Source organism: Spirochaetota bacterium, from assembly GCA_040756435.1.
Lineage (GTDB): Bacteria > Spirochaetota > UBA4802 > UBA4802 > UB4802 > UBA4802.
Genome location: JBFLZD010000015.1, coordinates 3837 through 24846 on the forward strand (window position 1 = coordinate 3837; position 21010 = coordinate 24846).

20 protein-coding genes and 1 pseudogene are annotated in these 21010 nt (G+C 39.1%); 2 read left to right on the top strand and 19 right to left on the bottom strand.

Annotated elements, in window-relative coordinates:
* Positions 1-533: hypothetical protein (locus AB1444_05950; GenBank protein MEW6526198.1), on the top strand; the 533-nt coding region annotated here is incomplete at its 5' end.
* A 7-nt stretch (positions 534-540) separates the two neighbouring features.
* Here AB1444_05950 and AB1444_05955 read toward each other — a convergent pair.
* From AB1444_05955 to AB1444_06000, 10 genes are all read right to left on the bottom strand, one after another.
* Entirely contained in the window at positions 541-1602 is a 1062-nt protein-coding gene (locus tag AB1444_05955; protein MEW6526199.1) for a hypothetical protein, read from the bottom strand.
* 13 nt (positions 1603-1615) lie between these two features.
* Positions 1616-2173, bottom strand: a complete 558-nt coding sequence (locus AB1444_05960) for a hypothetical protein (protein MEW6526200.1) — start codon at positions 2171-2173, stop codon at positions 1616-1618.
* 144 nt (positions 2174-2317) lie between these two features.
* Positions 2318-4399, bottom strand: a complete 2082-nt coding sequence (locus AB1444_05965; protein MEW6526201.1) for an EAL domain-containing protein — start codon at positions 4397-4399, stop codon at positions 2318-2320.
* A gap of 8 nt (positions 4400-4407) precedes the next feature.
* A complete protein-coding gene (locus AB1444_05970; protein MEW6526202.1) occupies positions 4408-5367 on the bottom strand; it encodes a helix-turn-helix domain-containing protein in 960 nt (319 codons plus the stop codon).
* 5 nt (positions 5368-5372) lie between these two features.
* Positions 5373-6161 (bottom strand): 4-hydroxy-tetrahydrodipicolinate reductase, encoded by a 789-nt coding sequence (gene dapB, locus AB1444_05975; protein MEW6526203.1) that lies wholly within the window; start codon positions 6159-6161, stop codon positions 5373-5375.
* Positions 6158-7036: a 4-hydroxy-tetrahydrodipicolinate synthase gene (gene dapA / locus AB1444_05980; protein ID MEW6526204.1), complete on the bottom strand. Its 879-nt coding sequence runs from the start codon at positions 7034-7036 to the stop codon at positions 6158-6160. Before dapA ends, dapB begins: the two co-directional genes overlap by 4 nt.
* Before the next feature lie 215 nt (positions 7037-7251).
* Positions 7252-8457, bottom strand: coding sequence for an acetyl-CoA acetyltransferase (locus tag AB1444_05985; protein ID MEW6526205.1), 1206 nt, complete (start codon positions 8455-8457; stop codon positions 7252-7254).
* Positions 8458-8467: 10 nt separating this feature from the next.
* Complete coding sequence (locus AB1444_05990) at positions 8468-9910, bottom strand: OB-fold domain-containing protein (protein MEW6526206.1); 1443 nt, start codon at positions 9908-9910, stop codon at positions 8468-8470.
* Positions 9911-10333: 423 nt separating this feature from the next.
* The gene (locus AB1444_05995) at positions 10334-11233 is read right to left on the bottom strand and encodes an SDR family oxidoreductase (protein ID MEW6526207.1); all 900 of its coding nucleotides are present in this window, start codon (positions 11231-11233) and stop codon (positions 10334-10336) included.
* 27 nt (positions 11234-11260) lie between these two features.
* Positions 11261-12112 carry a MaoC/PaaZ C-terminal domain-containing protein gene (locus AB1444_06000; protein ID MEW6526208.1) on the bottom strand — a complete coding sequence of 284 codons (852 nt, stop codon included), beginning with the start codon at positions 12110-12112 and terminating at the stop codon, positions 11261-11263.
* Positions 12113-12485: 373 nt separating this feature from the next.
* Here AB1444_06000 and AB1444_06005 point away from each other — a divergent pair, with 373 nt between their 5' ends.
* Positions 12486-13856, top strand: a complete 1371-nt coding sequence (locus AB1444_06005; GenBank protein MEW6526209.1) for a PP2C family protein-serine/threonine phosphatase — start codon at positions 12486-12488, stop codon at positions 13854-13856.
* A 7-nt stretch (positions 13857-13863) separates the two neighbouring features.
* Here AB1444_06005 and AB1444_06010 read toward each other — a convergent pair whose 3' ends face one another.
* The 9 genes and pseudogenes from AB1444_06010 to AB1444_06050 form a co-directional block, all read right to left on the bottom strand.
* The gene (locus AB1444_06010) at positions 13864-14322 is read right to left on the bottom strand and encodes an arsenate reductase ArsC (protein ID MEW6526210.1); all 459 of its coding nucleotides are present in this window, start codon (positions 14320-14322) and stop codon (positions 13864-13866) included.
* Between the two features lie 22 nt (positions 14323-14344).
* Positions 14345-15433, bottom strand: coding sequence for a radical SAM protein (locus AB1444_06015; protein ID MEW6526211.1), 1089 nt, complete (start codon positions 15431-15433; stop codon positions 14345-14347).
* 23 nt (positions 15434-15456) lie between these two features.
* Positions 15457-15759, bottom strand: a pseudogene (locus AB1444_06020) (arsenical-resistance protein).
* 102 nt (positions 15760-15861) lie between these two features.
* Positions 15862-16563 (bottom strand): cytochrome c biogenesis protein CcdA, encoded by a 702-nt coding sequence (locus AB1444_06025; GenBank protein MEW6526212.1) that lies wholly within the window; start codon positions 16561-16563, stop codon positions 15862-15864.
* Complete coding sequence (locus AB1444_06030; GenBank protein ID MEW6526213.1) at positions 16560-16979, bottom strand: thioredoxin family protein; 420 nt, start codon at positions 16977-16979, stop codon at positions 16560-16562. The genes AB1444_06025 and AB1444_06030 overlap by 4 nt, the downstream gene beginning before the upstream one ends.
* 798 nt (positions 16980-17777) lie before the next feature.
* Positions 17778-18203 (bottom strand): putative zinc-binding protein, encoded by a 426-nt coding sequence (locus AB1444_06035; GenBank protein MEW6526214.1) that lies wholly within the window; start codon positions 18201-18203, stop codon positions 17778-17780.
* Between the two features lie 32 nt (positions 18204-18235).
* Positions 18236-18469, bottom strand: a complete 234-nt coding sequence (locus AB1444_06040) for a thioredoxin family protein (GenBank protein MEW6526215.1) — start codon at positions 18467-18469, stop codon at positions 18236-18238.
* Between the two features lie 20 nt (positions 18470-18489).
* The gene (locus tag AB1444_06045) at positions 18490-19563 is read right to left on the bottom strand and encodes a hypothetical protein (GenBank protein MEW6526216.1); all 1074 of its coding nucleotides are present in this window, start codon (positions 19561-19563) and stop codon (positions 18490-18492) included.
* Between the two features lie 12 nt (positions 19564-19575).
* Entirely contained in the window at positions 19576-20877 is a 1302-nt protein-coding gene (locus AB1444_06050) for a permease (protein MEW6526217.1), read from the bottom strand.
* Positions 20878-21010 lie beyond the last annotated feature (133 nt).

Consider the following 21010-nt stretch of genomic DNA (forward strand, 5'->3'; position numbering starts at 1 on the left):
CGATAGCAATGGCTAATGTATACGTTGATGGTTTGTTTATACTCAATAATGCAGGTGACGCAAAGACACAGAGCGGCTTTGGGCTAAAAATTGCAGCAAGTATTAGAGATGACATAAATATTTTTTACAGACAAACATATTCAACTACTACGGAAGATCCAAACACAATTAATGAAACCGAATACATGCAAATTCAGGGCCTTTTAGGCGGCGAATATGTATACTTTATTCAGCAGTTTCCTGTAGCAATCACACTCAGCGCTGCTGCTGGAATATCACGTACAGAAGTAAAACCAAAGAATGATTCAGCAGGTATTGAAGATTTAGGTGAAACAGGCATGGGGTATGGATTCTGGTTAGGAGGGCAGTGGTTATTAACACAATGGGTTAGTCCCTTTATTGAAATTGGTTATTCAAAATCAATGTATACAACTGATTTTAAAAATGCAAGCATTGGTGGATTACAGTTTTTAGCAGGAATTCGTTTTACTGTATGGGGTAAAAACAAATCATTATCTGAAGATTTTGAATAGTTGTGTTTTATTTCTTCTTTGATTTTTGAGGTAGAGCCGTTGGAGTTTGAATAATCGTTATAAGCTGGTGAGTGGTTTTTTGCAGATCGGTAACCATGCCTGTAGCCGCTACATTTGAATGCATAAATATTAATTGTTTTGCTTTTATATCAATAGCTCGAGCCCAGCAGCTTGTACGCGAAGAATTATACACCACAAACAGTAAATAATCACACCCTGGATATATATTTCTATATCTTTCCAGTACTGTATTTTTAAAAACTTTATAATTGAGTTCATACATTTCATATATTTTTCTTAAATCCTCCTGCCATTCTTTCTTTTTCTTGCCCTCCCATACCCCCACAGTCATTGTAAATTTGCTCCAATCCGTGATTATATCATATGAGTTGGTATCAGTACTGATATACTGAAAATAATTCATAATTTCATTTTCATGAGCATAGTAACTATCCAGCTCATTCCCCTGAACTGCAATAACGGAATACCCTGCATCAAAAAATTCAGCGTATACTATATTGAGTTCTTCCGGATTCAGATTTGTAATAAGCCCTACAGAACTTCCTTTTACTATTGGCTTTGACATAAAAAAACCATTCTTTCCAAAGAAATCAAACAACACCAGGGTAATTCTATCAATGATTTTAAAAATCTCCGTTTCCATCCTGCCTATGTTGGTAAACGTAAATATCTGGTTGGAACCGCTCTCATACAATGTCAAAACAATTTTGATAGTATTATCAGGCAATGGTATAAAATAACCAAAGATAAAAAGGTCGCAGCCTATAGTTTTTGTAATCTGTGGTAATTCATGATTTTCATAATGTCGTTGTAATGTTAATTGTTTTTTTTCAAGAAGTTCATTTAATTTAAGTGGCTTTATTACAGTACAATCATACACTGCTTCAATAGATGAAGCAAAAGAATTGGGGAATATTATCTCCATATAATTAAAATTTGGATTTCCACTTCTGTTTGTTAAATATCCAAACGCAACAGTTGTCCTTGCATATACTGTGCTTGAAAGCATCAGCACATACATCAAAACTATGATAAAACATTTTTTCATGATTTTAACATTATTACTTACTCATACTGGCAATAAAATGATCAACAACTGTTTCAAGAGTATCTTTATACTGGGCAGGGTAATTTTCAACCCACACCACTTCCATGTTGGTTAAATCAATGGCACGTGCCCATGATACTTTTTGCCATTCTTTAAGCTCCATTAAGATGAGATACTGGGTGCCATATTTAGTACGCATATCGCTGAGGGCTTCGGCCTTGCTCAATTCATAGTTATATATATGAAGTTTGTAGATGTTTTCCACTGCCTTTTCAAATGATACCATATTGTCATTTTTCAAAGGTTGCATATACGCAACTTTTTTATAATCTTTTACATCATAGACATCTTCAATAGTATATAAATCTGAAGCATTGAATGCTTTAACAGAATAATTTTTATTCATGAACCGTGCAATAATAACGTTTTTAATATTATTGGTATGATTTGCAATAACAACTATTCTTGATCCTGGCGTAATGGCAATCTTTCTGGCCACCACACCTTTTTTTGTAGCACAGGAAAGAAAACTTATATATACTATGAGAGTAATAATAAATATTTTTTTCATAAAAAGATCCTCCATCATTATAAAATCTTCATGATACCATTGTGCTTCATACTAAAGCTGGAATCAGAGAGAGTCAAGACAATTTTTACCTATTAATTCAATTATTAAAAATTGGGAATTAGCAGTAACTATCGCCTTGAAGTATCACGGTTGAAGTAACAATTTTTGTATTGCATCTACCTGTACGGGCCTGCTGAAATAATATCCCTGTACATAATCACATCGCAAATCGGTCAATGACTGTAATTGTGATTCTGTTTCAACACCTTCAGCAATTGTTCTAATCCCTATGGTATGTGCCATGGTGTTAATTGCACGAATCAAAATTGAAGAATGTGGATCCACATCCACGTTCATGACAAATGATCTGTCTACTTTCAAATAATCAAATGATAACGCTAAAAGAGAGCTCAGTGAAGAATACCCTGTTCCAAAATCATCAATTGCAAAATGCAATCCCACATCCTTCAATACCTGCATAACTTTTTTTGTATAATCAATGTTACGCATGTAGGTGCTTTCAGTAATTTCCAGCACAATATATCCTGTATCCATGGCATACGATGAGATAATATTCAAAACCATATCTTTAAAGTCGGCCTGTTGAAACTGGATTGGCGATACATTTAGTGATACTGGTTTAACCAGCAATCCTGCCTGTTTCCACTGTAACAGTTGTCTGCAAACCTCTTCAATAATCCATCTTCCTGCTTCAATGATAAGGCCACTATCTTCAAGTACAGGGATAAACGTTGCAGGGGATATAACGCTGCCTTCACTGTTCCACCTGAGTAGCGCTTCCATACCAGCCACTTTTCTGGTTTTAATATTGAAGTATGGCTGATAGTACAGTTCAAATTCATTTTGAGCGATAGCTCTTTTAAGTTTGGCCTCTAAGCTTATATAATCAGATACCCTTTTATTTAAATCCCTTGTATAAAATTCACAGGTAAAACGACCCTGCTCACGTGCTTTAGCAAGCGCTATATCTGCATTTTGCAATAATTCTTCAGCAGTATTGCCATCCGTGGGAAATATTGATACCCCCATACTTGCTGTGATTAATAATTCATTAGTATCAACATGAAAAGGTAGTGTAAATATATTTCGTATTTTATTAATGATAGAAATTATATCTTCATTACGGGCAATATCAATAAGCATAATCCCAAATTCATCATTCCCTATACGAGCAACCACATCACCGTCACGCAATGATTTTGATAATTTTTGTGATATTTCAAGCAAAATATCATCACCAACTCTATGACCCAATGAATCATTGACATACTTAAAGCGGTCAACATCAAGTGTTATAACTGCAACATACCGTTTATTATGGCGGGCACGCATTAACGCTAAATCGATGCGATCTTTTAATAGGGCTCTATTGGGCAACTGAGTAAGAGGATCAAAAAATGAAAGAAATAATACTCTGTCCTCAAGTGCTTTTTGGTCGGTCAAATCAAGTGCAGCAGTAAAAATACACTGTTCATTTCCAATAGGTTGTAGTACCGAATGAAAAGAAAATATACGCACTGCACCATCTTTCCTGTAGACCTTAGCTTCAAAATTATTAACTAGCTTTTTATGTTGCAACAAATTAAAAAAGTGTTTTTGCTGTTTTTTATCAACAAAGAATCCCTTAGCAGAAAAATGATTAAGGATAGTATCCCTATCATAGCCCAACATCCTTAAACCTGCTCTATTTATCTCAATTATTTCACCATTGAGCTTTGTCACTATTATTCCTACGGGAACATTCTGCAAGATCAACTCTTGGAGCTCTTTTGTTTTTGTTAATTTTTCTAATGCATCATCAAGTTCTTTTCGCTTTTGTTTTTCTGCAATTGCCCGTTCTATAGCCTGTGGAAGTTTGAATAAATGCTGCTTTAATAACACATCTACAGCGCCATATTTTATTATTTCTACGGTAGTTTCTTCACCAATAGCACCACTGATAATGATAACCGGCACGTATTTGAAATTGGTATTTATATATTCAATTATTTCTTCAGCCGTTATATCAGGAAGGTGATAATCACTTACAACTACATCAGGTACACATTGTTCACAGGCTTTATAAAATTCTTCTTTATTTGACACCCATTGAATGGAATACTGAGAATTTGATTTTTCTAAAATAGTTTGTTCTAATTGTGCATCATAGTTGAGGTCTTCAATAAGCAATATATTAATTGTTTTGTTTAATGAAGTTTGGGCCATGTAATAGATTAACCTTCTTTCTTGGTAACGGTGACATCATAATTCTTTATTCTTTTTTTCAAATCAGCAACGCTAATATGGAGCATCTTTGCGGTTTGTGCTATATCAAAGCCAGATTGTGTTAACGCCTGTACCAGAATAGAACGCTCAGCACGCGAAAGAAGTTCGTCAATACCATCAGTGTCCGTAATGATATCCGGGACAAGCAAATCTTGTTTTGCGATATCCCTTTCAAACATGAAAAGGTATCCTACTGTTTTGTTTTCGCTTTTTAATGGCACTCGTTCATAATATGCTTTCAACTCTTTATTATAAAAAAACTGCCGCTTATAGACATACGAAGTATATATATCATTGATAGCTGAATCCATTAGTATTTTTTCAGTAAATGCTATATCAACATCGTTTGATTCCGGGAAAGCATTAATATACATTTCTTCAAAATGGCCGTTGAAAAATATTGTTTTCCCATTACTATTAACCGCATAAAGTGCTCTTGGTATATGTTCCAGAACCAGATAGATAAGCCATTCAATAACGGTATCTTTTGGTTGAGTTTCTTTTCCTTCTTTCCCTTTTTCTTTTTCCTTTTTTTCATAGTGTCCCTCAGCTGCCATAAATAAATCCAGGCGTGTCATGCGACCCTGAACCTCGCCAAACAGGTCAATAGCAATGAGTTCCTTAACATTTACCACCAGCGGCAAGAGCTCATCCATAGTCATCTTTTTTGCAAGCTTCTGGACAAATTCATCAATTTTAACCATACTGCGGGCAATATCACTGAGTTCAGCAATAACATCATCTTTCTTTAATATTCCAAATAATATTCCACGTTTTGATATAACTGGCAAAATTGGGACATTGTGAATATAGAAAAGCCTGACAATATCTTCTGGTTTTTTTATCTCAGGTGAATAAGGATTTTCTTCAAATGAAACAGTATCGTTTTTTACATCATTCTGGCTCATTGCTATTAAAATCCCAATACATCAAACATGGTATACAGTCCCTGTTTTTTGTGCACTACAAATTCTGCAGCCATAACTGCACCACGTGCAAAATTTTCACGGCTTGTAGCACGGTGAGTCAGCTCAACACGCTCACCATTGGCAATAAAATATACCGTATGTTCACCTACAATATCACCACCGCGCATTACCATGACTCCAATCTCATTATTTGTACGCTCTCCAATAATGCCTTCCCTTCCATGCATAAGCTTTGCACTGTGTAAATCTTTTCTGGTTTCCATTACAATATCAATGAGTTTTTTTGCAGTACCCGAAGGGGAATCTTTTTTTAAACGGTGATGCGCCTCAAATATTTCAACATCATAGCCATCCTGTAACACTGACGCAGCCATCTGTGTAAGCTTAAATAATAAATTGACACCCACCGACATATTGGGGGAAAATACAATGGGGATTGATTGTGCTGCCAGCTGTATCTTTTCTTTTTGTGTCTCTGAAAATCCGGTGGTACCTATTACCACAGGAATTTTATGTTCCACTGCTTTTTGCAACAACACCTCGGTAGCAGCAGGTGCAGAAAAATCTATCACTGCATCAGCAACAAGCTTTGCACTGTTTAATGATTCAATGGTAACATCTAGTTTTTTTGAAATCAAGCTACCCGCATCCTGACCCAGTAATGGACATTTTTCTGCATCAAGTGCCTGTGATAGCGTATGGCCTTTTTCAAGGGCAACAGTAAGAATGGCTTTCCCCATCCTGCCGGTAATTCCACATATAGCAATTCTCATAGCTTCACTCCATAAGCAATCAAAGCATCTTTCAGTTTTTTGCGATTATCATCAGAAAGTGGAACCAGTGGCAGGCGCACTTCTGAAGAACAAAATCCAGCCATTTCCATAGCTGCTTTAATGGGGATTGGATTGGTTTCATAAAACATTGCACGACATAGTGGCAATAATGCATAGAACTTCTTTTTTGCTTCTTCAAATTTTCCAGTGTTAAATAGTGTCACCACAGCCTTCACATCTGCTGGCAATAGATTAGAAAGAACTGATATTATTCCCTTGCCGCCTATGCCCAACACAGGTAAGAGTAAATTATCATCACCGGAAAGAAGTGTAATCCTATCACCGCACAATTCAATAAGGTTCATCATTTGATTAATATCACCTGATGCTTCCTTCATGGCAACAATATTGGGTGCACGCTTTATAAGCTGTGCAACACTTTCGGGCAAAAAGTTTATTCCGGTTCTTCCCGGTATATTATATAACACCACCGGAATAGAAATTGATTGTGCCACTGCTTCAAAATGTGCGATAAGCCCTCGCTGCGGCGGTTTGTTATAGTACGGATTGACAAGTAACACTGCATCAACCCCTGCATCCTGAGCAGCCTTTGAAAGATAGATTGCTTCATCGGTTGAATTGGAACCGGTGCCAGCAATAACTTTTATTCTTTTATTTACTATTTTCACCACACGCACAATGAACTCTTCATGCTCCTCATAGCTTACCGTGGGAGATTCTCCTGTGGTGCCCATGGGAACAACGCCATCAACTCCCCCTGCAATCTGATGCTCAATAATCTTTTCCAGAGAATCGTAATCAATTGTGCCATTCTTAAAAGGCGTTACCAGTGCTGTAAAAACACCTTCAAACATGAAATCCTCACTTGAAATTTTTATAAAAAATTTAGGCGATAGTAACTATCGCCTATACCATACATATATACTAAAAGCAAGAATATTTTGTCAAGTTGGTTTATTGGATAGGGAAAAATATTCTTCCAGAAGCTCTAAAATTACGCGCTTAACTTTTGGTTCAAGCCCTCCAGCAGGAGTGTGAGATTATACCTTAGCGTTCATTTCTTCAAAAATTATGTATATCTTCCTACTATCGCCACACTCACCACATTCATCATGGGAAATCCCCCTAAGTTATGAGTTAACCCCAACTTTGGGTCTTTTAACTGTCGTTTGTCAGCTCTTCCATGCAACTGCAGATAGATTTCATAAACCATTCTAAGCCCTGATGCTCCGATGGGATGCCCAAAGCATTTAAGACCTCCATCAATCTGACAGGGGATTTTACCGGTGCTATCAAAAAAACCATCCATGACATCGTTCACAGCCTTCCCCCGCTCAGATACATGAAGATCCTCCATGGTTACAAGCTCAGTTATGGAAAAGCAATCATGTACTTCTAACAAACTTAACTCTTCTCGCGGATTTTTAATGCCAGCTTCCTGATAAGCTCGCATAGCTGCTTTTTCGGTATTGACTACATGTGCACCATCCCAGTTAGAAAATGCCATTTCCTCACCATTGGAAACTGAAATCTGTAATGCCTTTACCGTAACAAAATCCTTTTTCTTTAAAGCTTTTGCCACATCAACACTACACACTATGGCACATGCTGCTCCGTCACTGACACCACAGCAATCAAAAAGCCCTAAAGGATAGGCAATCATAGGCGATTGTAAAACCTGTTCCTCTGTTACCGGACGCTGTAGATGCGCTTTTGGATTGAGCGCACCGTTTGCATGGCTTTTAACCGATATATGTGCCATTGCCCGTTTTACATCTTCCATTTTTAATTCATACTTTGCACAGTACCCACCGGCAAGCATGGCAAAGCAACCTGGTGCTGTGATATTGGGAAACCATAGGCTGTTTAAAATACCAATTGCCTGGCTAAATTCGGGCAAGCCCCCATAGCCAATATCCTTAAGCTTTTCACAGCCTAATGCCAGCACTATATCATAGGCACCGGATGCAACAGCATACACTGCTGCTCTGAATGCCTCTGTGCCGCTTGCACAGAAATTTTCAACTCGCGTCACCGCAATGTTTGGCAGCCGCAGTGCTATTGAAGCTGACAATGCACTTTTACCAACATTGACTTCATCAAAACAGGTGGCAAGCCAGGCTGCCTGTATTTCCTTGGGGTCAATGCCTGCATCAGCTATCGCTTCATTAAATGCTTCCACCATAAGCGCATTTGCATCTGCATCCCAGCGTTCCCCAAATTTGGTACATCCCATTCCTATAATTGCAACTTTATCTTTTATTCCCGTGGCCATACGTTCCTCCTTACTCCATTAATGGTACAGCTTTCCAGAAATATCCTGTAAAGCCCCGTGTATCATCCTGACGCCTGATTCTAAAAGACATAGCAACGTGCAAACCCACTTTCAGATTATCAAGCTCACAATCAGTAAAATCAAGTAGCGTCCTGCCCCCACCATCAAATTCAACAAGACCATAGATGGCAGGCGGATCAACAGAAGCTGCCAGCATATCACCGGTATACATGAGTACGGTCCCCGGTTTGTCGGCAAAACTGTAATTCTCCATTTGTCCTGATTTGTTACATGCAGGATTAACACATACAGGATATGGCGGGAACTGTGGTGTACCACACGCTTTGCACAGATATCCAGTAAAACCATGGATCATTTTCCTGTGTCGCCACAGTGCAGATAGTGAAGTATTTGGCATTGCTTCAGCGCGTATGCTTATATCTGCATCTATCAAATCTCTGAATTTTAAATACTTTGCATATGGTATATCTTTTTTACGTGCCATACTCAGAGTCACACCTTTAGGACGCTTAATGTTTTCAATTGCATCGGTTACCTGAAAGGCAACCACTTCACATCCCTGACCAAATCCAACCACCAGTATCTTATCACCGGGCTTTGCGCTGTCAAGGGCATGAGCAAGCATTACCAGAGGGTGTGCTGTACCAGTATCCCCTACACCTTCATGCAGATTAGTATGCACACCAGCAGATTTAATCTTTTTTGCAATAGTTGCATGTTCTCGTGCAAAGGGACAGGGATAAAGTACAGTAGCAAATTCTGATATATCAGTGTGGTATTTTTCACAGTAGGCTTTTATTGCTTTGGGAATAATCCTGCCAAACCCTTCATCACGGATGAACCGCTCTTCCCATGGATAGTCAAAACGTTTTTCAGCACCACGGTAATGATCAATAAAATCTTCATGATATGCACATGACCCTAAAAATTCAGCTATAACATTTTCTCTCCCCAGTACTAGTGCGGCTGCTCCATCTCCATACATCAGCTCAAGCGTGGAAGCAGCCCGTGTATAACGCCTTTCACCGGCAGCTACTAAAACCTTGCGTGCAGAATCAGACTCAATTGCATCTAGCCCTGCAACAATTGCCGTTAGTCCTGCCTTCAGTGAACCTGTCACATCAACAGTTCTAACACCATCCTGCAAACTCAATGCCTCAGCAATTACTGCTGCATTCTGCCTGTCATCAAAGGGGAATGTAGTTGAAGCAGCATACACCGTATCTATACTCTTTGTATCAACCGAATGCAGTGCATCAAACGAAGCTGCTACAGCCATTGTTATGGCATCCTCATCCCAGTTTGCCACAGAGCGTTCTCCCGCCATGAGCATATAGAGCAGCGGATTGTACCACGCCATCTGCTGCACCACTTGCATGCGGGATAATCGCCGTAAGGGGATATACCCACCATATGATACTATACCAATCATTGACGAACCTCCTGATATAATTCTTTTTGTTATACTGAAACGTGATTGAGTTTTTACACCCCACTACGTCATCCTGAACCTTCTCCTGAATTTATTTCAGGATTGATTCAGCCAGTCATCCTGAACCATGTCCTGAATTTATTTCAGGATTGATTCAGGATCTCAATGATAGGAAGAAGAGATTCCGGATCGAGTCCGGAATGACAAATGACGTAAAGATTCCGGGTCAAGCCCGGAATGACGGCTAACCATCACGTCATCCTGAACCATGTCCTGAATTTATTTCAGGATTGATTCAGGATCAGAATGCCATCTATTCAAAATAAACAGTTACAGTAACTTTTGCTGTGAACTACACATTATTACTCTTCGTCTCCACAAGACGCATCGCACTATACCCTTGAGGCATGGTATGCTATGCCCCTATTTCAATAGGGGTGCCATATAGGCAAACGTATCGCCAATGTTATTTAATGGTTTTGCATCACTCAAATCGGTAATCTTGCTCCACTGAGCCATGATATCTTCAGCAGTTATCTCTTTTCCCTGAATTATAGTGCCACTTGCACACATTATGGCAGTTCGGCTATACCATCCACCACCACAGTTAAATATCATTCCCGTATCCTTACATTCATCTGAACATAAATACATTACCAGTGGTGTAACATATTCGGGTTTCAGCTTTTCAAAGATTTCTTTTGGCAGTACATCCTCGGTCATACGCGAGGCTGCTACCGGAGCTATCGTGTTAACTAAAATGTTATATTTTGCCCCTTCTAATTTTAGTGCATTCATAAGGCCAACAAGCGCCATCTTTGCTGAAGCATAGTTGGTTTGTCCAAAGTTGCCATAGAGACCTGCCCCGGAAGCAGTAAAGATAATCCTGCCCCAATTCTGCTGGCGCATGATTTTAAATGCGGGAGCTGTCACACAGAAAGCACCGCGTAAATGCACAGCCAGCACTATATCCCACTCATCCTCAGTCATTTTAACAAATGTCTTGTCACGAAGTATCCCTGCATTATTAACAACAATATCAACCCGGCCAAATGCATCCATTGCAGTTTTTATGATATTCTCACCACCTTCAACAGTAGCAACCGAATCATAATTTGCCACAGCCTTGCCGCCACTTTTTTTGATTTCCTCCACAACAGCTTCGGCAGCACTGCTGTTTGCACCCGAGCCATCTCGTGAACTGCCAAGGTCATTGACAACCACCATTGCACCGCGTTTTGCAAACTCTAACGCATAGGTGCGCCCCAAACCAGAACCTGCTCCTGTAACAACAGCCACTTTACCGTCAAATCGTATAGCCATAATACCCTCCTGACTTATATAGTATTTTTATTGGGCAACGGAGCACCACGCATTGCGCAGCACATCCTTGCCATCATTATTTAACGCAACTATTCCATATCTGGTTTTATCTGCAAGCTTTTCTATGGTATATCCTTTAAATGTAAGCGTTTGCCCCGGCAATACCGGCCGTGCAAACCTAACAAATAATTCCCGCACCTTCAAGGGATTACGATCAGGTGTTAGATGGTCCACTGCCATCTTATGAGCAAATGCCATGGTGCAAAGCCCCTGTAAAATGATACCGGGCAATCCCACTTTTTTTGCAAACTCATCATCAACATGGATGGGGTTATGGTCACCTGATGGTTCAGCATATATATATGTCTGCCCATTTTTTACTTTCATAGTGTCTTCAAACACATACTGTGATGGAACAGTTTCCTCTTCACCTTTTGCATCTGGTTTTCCCGAACCTGCACTCCTGTCAAAAAACTCCCATCGTGCTTTCACTACAACATCACCATGCTGATTTTTAGTAACTGTCTCCCAGCCCAAAATACTTCCTTTTTCTTTAACGGTAATATGAGTGATAGTTCCTTCTGAGGTAACTTCATCCCCCGGTTTAACAGGCTTCAGCCATTCAAAATACTGGCTGTAATGTACCACAAACATCATGTTCATGCCAATCTCTGCATCAAAGATTATCTGAGCAGTAGGACCAGCCCCGTAAAATACCGCATACATAGGCGGCGCAATAATCCCACCAGGTCTTCGATTATCAAAATAAGCATCATTGTCTTCATTATAGGCAAGGGCATAATAAATACTTTCATGCTGCGAAATTTTTATAGGGTCAGATATATATTTTTTACCAATGACTTTTTCATTAAGCGGCATACCTACCTCCTGTTTCATGATGGCGATAGTTCATGGTAACAGTCACAAATTATGTAATACAATCATACATATTTTTGTCAAGAATTAATTGATTGCTGCTATGCTTCCAGTGACATAACCCTTGTCATTGCAAGGAATCGCGTTATCGTTGGAATGATGAAGCATTCCCACTTTTTGTCATTGTGAGGGGGTGGCCTAAAAGACTTCTCTTTGCAATGACTTTTCCCCTCCTGACATTGCGAGGAACGAAGTGACGAAACAATCTTATCTTGTTTGAATGTAAAATCCACCTACTTAAAATGTTTGTATTGACAATAGTTTTTATTAATTTTATGGTATAGGTATACAATAAATTATAAAATTTTATTAGCATATGAAAACAAAAGATTTAAAACAACAATATTACATTGATCAAAGTTATAAAACATTAACAATAAGCAGAATTACATCCCCGGTGGTTGCTATTGTAATTGCGTTGTTTCTGTATCAGGATATATGGATTTTACATTTTGATTTCACCCTGTGGTACAGGCTACTTCCCATACTACTGTGTAGTATATATTTTATTCTATCAGTAACACTACTTAAAAAATATATCCACTATGTTATTCCCCTGTATACAATTATTCTTACATCAGGTATAATTATGATGCTGGGAATAGCATATCACATCTTTATCAATCCTCTCCATCCTGATATCTATATATCAAACGTTTCAACCGGAATTCAAACTGTTTTTATAGTTACATTCCTCATATCATCAGGTGCTTTACGGTATATGCCATTATTGTTAATAGTACCATTATCACTTTTTATTTTTATTATAGCAATAAAAACACAATTGACTACAAACGAGTGGACAACTCTTTCAAATCCCATTGCAACAGCTTTTTTCTTAAGCCTATTAGCATTCATAACCGAACAAAGGAATTTTAAGGATTTCATACTGAATAACAAACTTGAAGCAAATGAAGAAATGCTAAGCAGATACAAATTTACCATGGAAAAGGAATTAACCTTTGCATCACACTTACATCGTTTTATCATGCCACAAAACTCACCTACTCCTAAAATTTCTCTGTACTACAGACCATATTACAGTTTAGGTGGAGATTTTTATGATTTTATTTCTCTTGATAAAACAAAGAACAGGATTGGCATATTTTTAAGCGATGTTACAGGGCATGGCATTTCATCAGCATTTATCACCGCATTGCTGAAGCATTATCTTATAGTTGGGAAAAAATATTATTTTAAACCTGACAAATTACTGTACTACCTCAATGAATATCTCACTGACAACATTGGGGCAAATTTTGTCACAGCACTCTATTGCATAATTGACTTTGACAAAAGGGAATTACTCTACAGCAATGCTGCTCATTATCCACCAATAATTGTAAACAATGATGGCACAGTAAGTGAGCTTTCAAAAACAGGGAAACCATTCCCTATTGGAATTTTTAAAAAAAGGGATCTTATTAAAAAAGGAAGGAGTTATGCAGTTTCAACAAAAAAACTAAAAAAAGGCTCAAAAATTGTATTGTATACGGATGGCATTATTGAACTATACAATCCTATTACTAAAACAAATATTGACAGCAGTACATTGTTTGAAATATTAAAGAAACATCATAAACTCACTGGCAATGAATTGATATGTAAAATTGAAGAATTTTTAAACAGCCACATTACCAGTGAGTTCATTAATGATGATATTTGCATCATCGTAATAGAAATATGATTACAGACTACTGTACAAAAAATTCAGTCTGCTCCTTTTCAAGCCATCCTGGAAGCTCAAGAATAAACTCTTTTATCTGGTCACGTACTCGCCTGTAATGTTGCAATGCTTCTTCAGGTGTCTTTGCTTCTTTTGACAACTGTGGCGGATCTTCAAAACCTCTATGCAATACCTTTGTTTTACCAGGAAAAAGCGGGCAATTTTCGTTGGCGTGCCCACATACGGTTATAACGTAATCAAACTGCTTATTTTTTATATCATTCACATGCTTTGAGGTATGGTGTGAAATATCTACACCTGCTTCTTTCATAACAATCACAGCATTTGGGTCAAGGCCTTTTGGTTCAATGCCTGCAGAATAGGCTTCAATAATATCCCCGCGTAATGCATTTGCAAAACCTTCAGCCATCTGGCTTCTACAGGAATTGCCAGTACAAAGAAACAGAATGGAAATTTTTTTTTGCATAGAATCAACCTCTTTAAATTTTTTATGGACAAAGTACAATTCCTTTTGCCCAAAGGCATTCCCCACACGGTGAAGTATTCCAGTAGCAATCCTTGTGTTCCACAGTGCGGTGATAACACATATCAGGTTCCACACACAAGGTGCAATCGGGAAATTCAAAATACCTGAATTTATCCCTGAAACTGACAAATTCAGCACTTTCCCATACACTAGCAATACTATTTTTTGCTATATTCCCAAATCTATGCTGTATGTGTGTGCGCGGATTACCAAAATAGTAAGCCTGGTGTGTATAGGCAAGCTCAGGACAGGGAGAAATGTATCCTTTAACATTGACAAACACCGTCCCCTTTTCAATAAAGGGGCACCTGCGTAATGTGGACGCATTGCTTTCTGCCACGGTTCCTGTGGTATCATGTGTCAATAATTTTCTTGCCTGTTTTAATCCATCATATTTCCCATCAATTGAATACACTATAGCATTACTCATAGCACTGGTATACGGAAACACGTGACTTACAATACAATGTTCTGCCCCTGCCTGTTTTGCCATCGTAATTATATCAACAACACTGTTAACAGTATACTCAGTAACAACAGTTTCTACACCAATTATCGGCTTTTGTGCTGTTTTGCTTATTTTTGTTTCTTGAAGCACGGTTATTGCCTGCAATGGAATATGCACATCACTTCCTTTTCGGATAACAGGTCTAACTCCTGCAGGATCATCTATAGATATATAGACTTCTTCAAGAGGCAACAAAACAAATAATTCAGCTAAATGCTTATTAATAAGCAACCCATTGGTAACAAGTACTATCGGCACATTTAGTGTACTCAGGTGTCGTAGGTGCCACTGTATGTCGGGATTACAAAGAGCTTCGCCAAAGCCTAATAAAACAATACGGTTAAGGTGCGATAGTTCCTGTAATTGACCCACCAGCTTGTTAAGCAACCTTCTGGTAAAATGGGTATTTTTAAATTCTTTAATAGAATGGCGTACACAGGTGGTACACGATAAATTGCAGGCAGTAGAAAGTTCAATATATACCTGACCAATACCATCACCTACATATTGTCTTTCCTGCCTGCCCATCCATTCAAAGCGCATACACGTATCTGCTAAATAAAGCCCTAAAAATAGCGTTTTTTAAATGCTAAAGCCACATTGACAAGGCCAATCAACACAGGCACTTCCACCAGTGGACCAATAACTGTTGCAAATGCCTGCCCTGAATTAATACCAAATATGGCAATGGCAACTGCAATTGCCAGTTCAAAGTCATTGGATCCAGCTGTGAATGCTACTGCCGTTGTTTTTGGATAATCACCGGTAATACGCCGCACAATATAGAATGTAACAAACCACATTAAGACAAAATATATAAGCATTGGAAATGCTGCTATAACAACATCCTGTGGTCGTTCAATAATCTTAAATATACCTGCCGTACATTTGTGCTTCCACATATTTTGCATACAACCTGCAACCCTTTTTCTTTTTCACTCATAGAGGCAATGACAGTAAATGTTTCATTATTATAAAACGCTAAAAATCAAATATACTCCGCCACCAATAACCAGGAGCCCACATGCTTTTTTCACAATCACCGCACCCTTTGAACGTTCATTCCAGTTCAGGTATCGCTGCACCACTTCATACGAAGTACCTGCAATAACTATTACACTGCAATGGCCAATTGCATACATGGTCACCAGAGCTATCGCAAATAAAATCTTTGTGGCCGCTACCTGAAACGCAACTCCTAACATTGGTGCCATATAGGCAAAAGTACAGGGCCCTAGTGCAATACCAAACACAAGTCCCAACATAAAGGCAGACCACAAACCTTTTTGTGTAACTTTAGGATTTGCGCTTTTTTGTAAAAATGGTACGGTAATAATCTCAAGTAAGTGCAGCCCAATGATGAAAAAAATAATTGCCACAAATACATTGCCCCATATTCCAACATCACCCATCATCCTGCCCGCAAGAGCGGTAACCACACCAACAAGCGCAATGGTGATAAGTATTCCCAACGAAAACAAAAGCGACACCACAAATGCTCGTGCTGTTGCCCTGATTCCTTGATCATCAATATATCCAATGATAAGCGGAATGCTTGCCAGGTGGCAGGGCGATAGTACTATTGATAAAACTCCCCATACAAACGAAGCAGCAATTGCAATCCACACTGTGGATTGAAGTGCATTTGTAAGCCAGGTAAAAAGCTCCATCATGGCTTTAACCCCTGTTTTTGTAAAAGCTCATCTATAGCTTCAAAAGGGAAATACCCCTCATGGCGAAAAAATTCTTTGCCATCTTTGTCCAGAAACACCTGTGTTGGGATTACGCGTATGCCAAACTTTTGAGCATACGGTGCCCCTTCCTGTGTCCATACATCATAAAAAACAATTTTTACCTTGCTGCCATATTTTTCTTCAACTTTTTTCATGACTGGTTGCATCATACGGCATGGGATACAATTAACCGAGCCTATTTCAACAAATGTTACTATAGCGTTATCCTTTGTTTCAGCCACTACAGTATTTTCTACTGTTGTGTTTTGCTGTGTTTGTGCATCATTATTATTTTGTTTACAGGCGATAGTTACTGATAAGAAAATCAATAGTATAGAAACAATCCACTGTTTCATAGGTTATTCTCCCTAAAATTTAATTTAAACGTTATGATGCTCTCACTTCACTTTGAGCATCATCACAGTCATTTCAAGCAATCCTTTTTGGCATTTCGAGCAACCCTTTCTGTCATTTCGAGCGCAGCGAGAAATCTTTTCTCAGTACTTTAATATTTTTTCTCACTTCATTCCTTTTAATGATAGCGTAGCACTGTCATTCCGGACCTGTTCCGGAATCTTTATCCTCACCGTTTAGATCCTGAATCAAGTTCAGGATGACTGGCTGAATCAATCCTGAAATAAATTCAGGACATGGTTCAGGATGACTTGTTACATAGCCGTCATTCCGGGCTTGACCCGGAATCTCTTCGTAGTACTGTCATTCCGGACCTGTTCCGGAATCTTTATCCTCACCGTTTAGATCCTGAATCAAGTTCAGGATGACTGGCTGAATCAATCCTGAAATAAATTCAGGACATGGTTCAGGATGACTTGTTACATAGCCGTCATTCCGGGCTTGACCCGGAATCTCTTCGTAGTACTGTCATTCCGGGCTTGACCTGGAATCTTTACAACTCATTGTCATTTTGAGCAACCCTTTCTGTCATTTCGAGCGTAGCGAGAAATCTTTGCTTTGTACTGTAAGATTTCTCCTCGCTTCGCTCGTCGAAATGACAGAGTGTACTAATATTCAGCCAAATAATATCAAACACGCCTATCTATGATATTGACTAAAACATTACTATATTAAAACCTTACTAAAATTACAATTTTTCCGCAACTTCATCAATGTAATAAAAAAACGTCATTGCACTATCAACAACTACTACATGAACAGCCGCCAGATCCTTCATCTTCCGCTATTCTGACAGACACTGATTGGTAATTTAGTATATCTTCTTTAATACGCAGTGCTATCTCCTCAATTATCTCTTCATTGACGGGAGTTTCACCTTTTTTGCAACCATAATTGGCCAAATTATATACTTCGGGTGTAACACCTATAGCCTCCAGCCCTTTCTGTGCACAGGCAACAGGACAGCCATCAATGACTATATTGCGATCTGCCCCCTGTGCTGAAGCAATAAACCCTGAATGGCGTGCACCAACTCCTGCCAGACAGGTCATCCTTCCAACCTTTTCTTTTGAAAGGATCCGGGTAACCCTGTCAGCTATACAGCCAACATCAGCCGCACCAGAACATGAATATAACAGTACAGTACCGCCACCACAACAGTCCATAAACAAACTCCTTCTGATAGAATTAATAAAATTTACTGGATTAACTTTTTGATTTCATCCAGTGTTGGGATTTTTCCAGCCACCTTAACCTGTCCATCAACAACAAGCGCGGGTGTAATCATCACACCATAGTTCATTATCTGCTTGACGTCAGTAACCTTTTTTATTTCATACTGCAAACCTAACTCCTTTGCAGCCTGTTCGGTTAAATTTTGCAACATGTTGCACTTTGGGCAACCGGTACCCAGAATTTCAAACTTCTTCATCACAACCTCCTTTAGATACATTAAAAACTTATACCACACTTAACATACATAACCTCATCAGCTTTTGACAACGAATCATCTTTTTTATGCTGATAATATACAATAGTTCGCACATCTTTGCTGAAACGATATCCAATACCACCTGAGTAAATCTTAGTGGTATTATCTGTATCTGTATTTTTTCCATAACCAAAGCGCACCGCTATAATCAGTGGGACAGTCCACACGTACGAGAGGTCAACATGCAGGTAACTATCTATCAGCCTATAATTTGTTTTTTGGTCACTTACTTCCTCAACAGGTAGTGCATATACAACACCGGCCTTTACAACATCCTGTGTATAGAATGCACCAAACGCCGTGTTGTTGGTATAGTTATTTGACCTATCACTATCATTGGTTATACAATATCTATTGAATGCTATCAGACTGAAATGTTCAAACGGTTTCACCGTGAGCATACCATAGTAGGCTTTACCATCATCGGTTTCGCTTACATGCTTAAATCCTTCACCATTGGTGATAGCTCCTGTTATGGTAACCACTTTGAATAAAGAAACATCGGCTCTGACCCCGGCATCTGCGGAATAATCAACCGTAGTCCCCAGCAGATCTTTTGAATTGTCAAAATAGTTCTGCTGTATCCACCGGTAATCACTTTGTTCATCAACATAGTTTAGCAGCGGAGTTCCCACCATACCAAATTTGACCGCATATCCAATTGAATCAAACTGCTGTGCTGCCTGAACATACGCAAACTTAAGATACACCGTATAATTGTTGGTTTTTGATTTCACTTTTGAAGCTGTCCCACTATCTTCCTGGTATTCTGTTGTGCTTTCGCTTTCTACCTGGCCAATATCAGTCGTCACTCGCAAGCTCCATATCTCATCAAACTGCTTTGTAAAGTTAACATACACACGGTTAAGCTCAAAGGTATTTTCACATTCTGAACCATCTGACCTCTGTATGTCCTTCTTCCAGTCAAAATAACCAACACCTGAAATATTTACCAGTGGTTTGCTTTCTTCTGCAAAACCATACCCGGTAACTATCGCCCATACAATAAAAACTACAGCAATTTTCTTTAGCATGTACTTATCCTCCTATGAATACATCATTCCAAACACAAGTCCTGTGATGGTTGCCATAACCACCACCAGCGATACATAGATAACAGTCTTTTTGGTACCTATAACACTGCGTATAACAAGCATATTGGGAAGTGACAACGCAGGACCAGCTAAAAGCAATGCTAATGCGGGACCATATCCCATACCACTGCCAAGTAATCCCTGCAAAATAGGTACCTCGGTGAGGGTAGCAAAATACATGAATGCACCTACTAAAGAAGAAAAGAAGTTAGCAAATACGGAATTACCACCAACAGCAACACTAACCCACTCTGATGGAATTATCCCCTCATGCCCAGGACGGCCTAACAGGAACCCCGCAACAAGGACACCACCTAAAAGAAGCGGCAGTATCTGTTTTGCAAATGACCATGTTTGCTCTAGCCACGTTTCCATTTCGCCTTTTTCAGTAGCAGTAATTAGTGTGAGTGCAACAACTCCTGCAGCAAATGCTATCATAGGCTCATGGGGAAATAGAAATCCTAAAACACCAACGACAATGATAGAAACCAGCACCTTCCACCACTTCACGCCAAACCATGCACCAAGTGTTAGCCCAAATAACAACGATGATATGCCGGTAATTTCCCATTTATAGCTAAAAATAGTGTACCATAGACCCTCCTGTGTTGCAGGTTTTCCCCAGTTTGCAAATACCAGTATTGCCACCATCAAAAAGAAATAGATAACCGTTTGCCACAGTGGGCGCGGTGTTTGGGGCTCAGGGCTTCCCATCATGGCATTGGCTTTTTCTATTTCCTCTTTTCTGAATATGAGATACATAAGCGCACCAATGACCACACTGAAAAGGATTGCACCCAAAGCACGCGCAATACCTATTTCAAGCCCTAACACTCGCGCAGTAAGAATAATTGCAAGCACATTGATAGCAGGTCCTGAATATAAGAAAGCTGTTGCAGGCCCCAACCCTGCGCCCATAGTATAGATGCCTGCAAAAAGCGGAAGCACCGTACACGAACACACGGCCAGTATGGTTCCCGAAACCGATGCCACACCATATGCCAGTAACTTAGGTGCGGTGGCCCCCAAATATTTCATTACACTGTTTTGACTGACAAACGCTGCAATAGCTCCTGCAATAAAAAATGCAGGCACCAGACAAAAAAGAACATGTTCCTGTGCATACCACTTTGTCAGGTGCAATGCCTCAAATACAGCATTGTCAAAACGCGGATTGCCAATTGGCAGATAGTAAAAAACAAGAAATGCTGCAACTATATACAGCAACTTCTTTAACTCAGTCTTCCAGTCCATATACGCAACTCCTTTGAAAAATAAAGTAATAAATTAAAATTTCTCAGTCACTTCGCTCCTTCGAAATGACAGAGTATCATTTGTCATTCCGGGCTTGACCCGAAATCTTTTCGTCATTTGTCATTCCGGACTC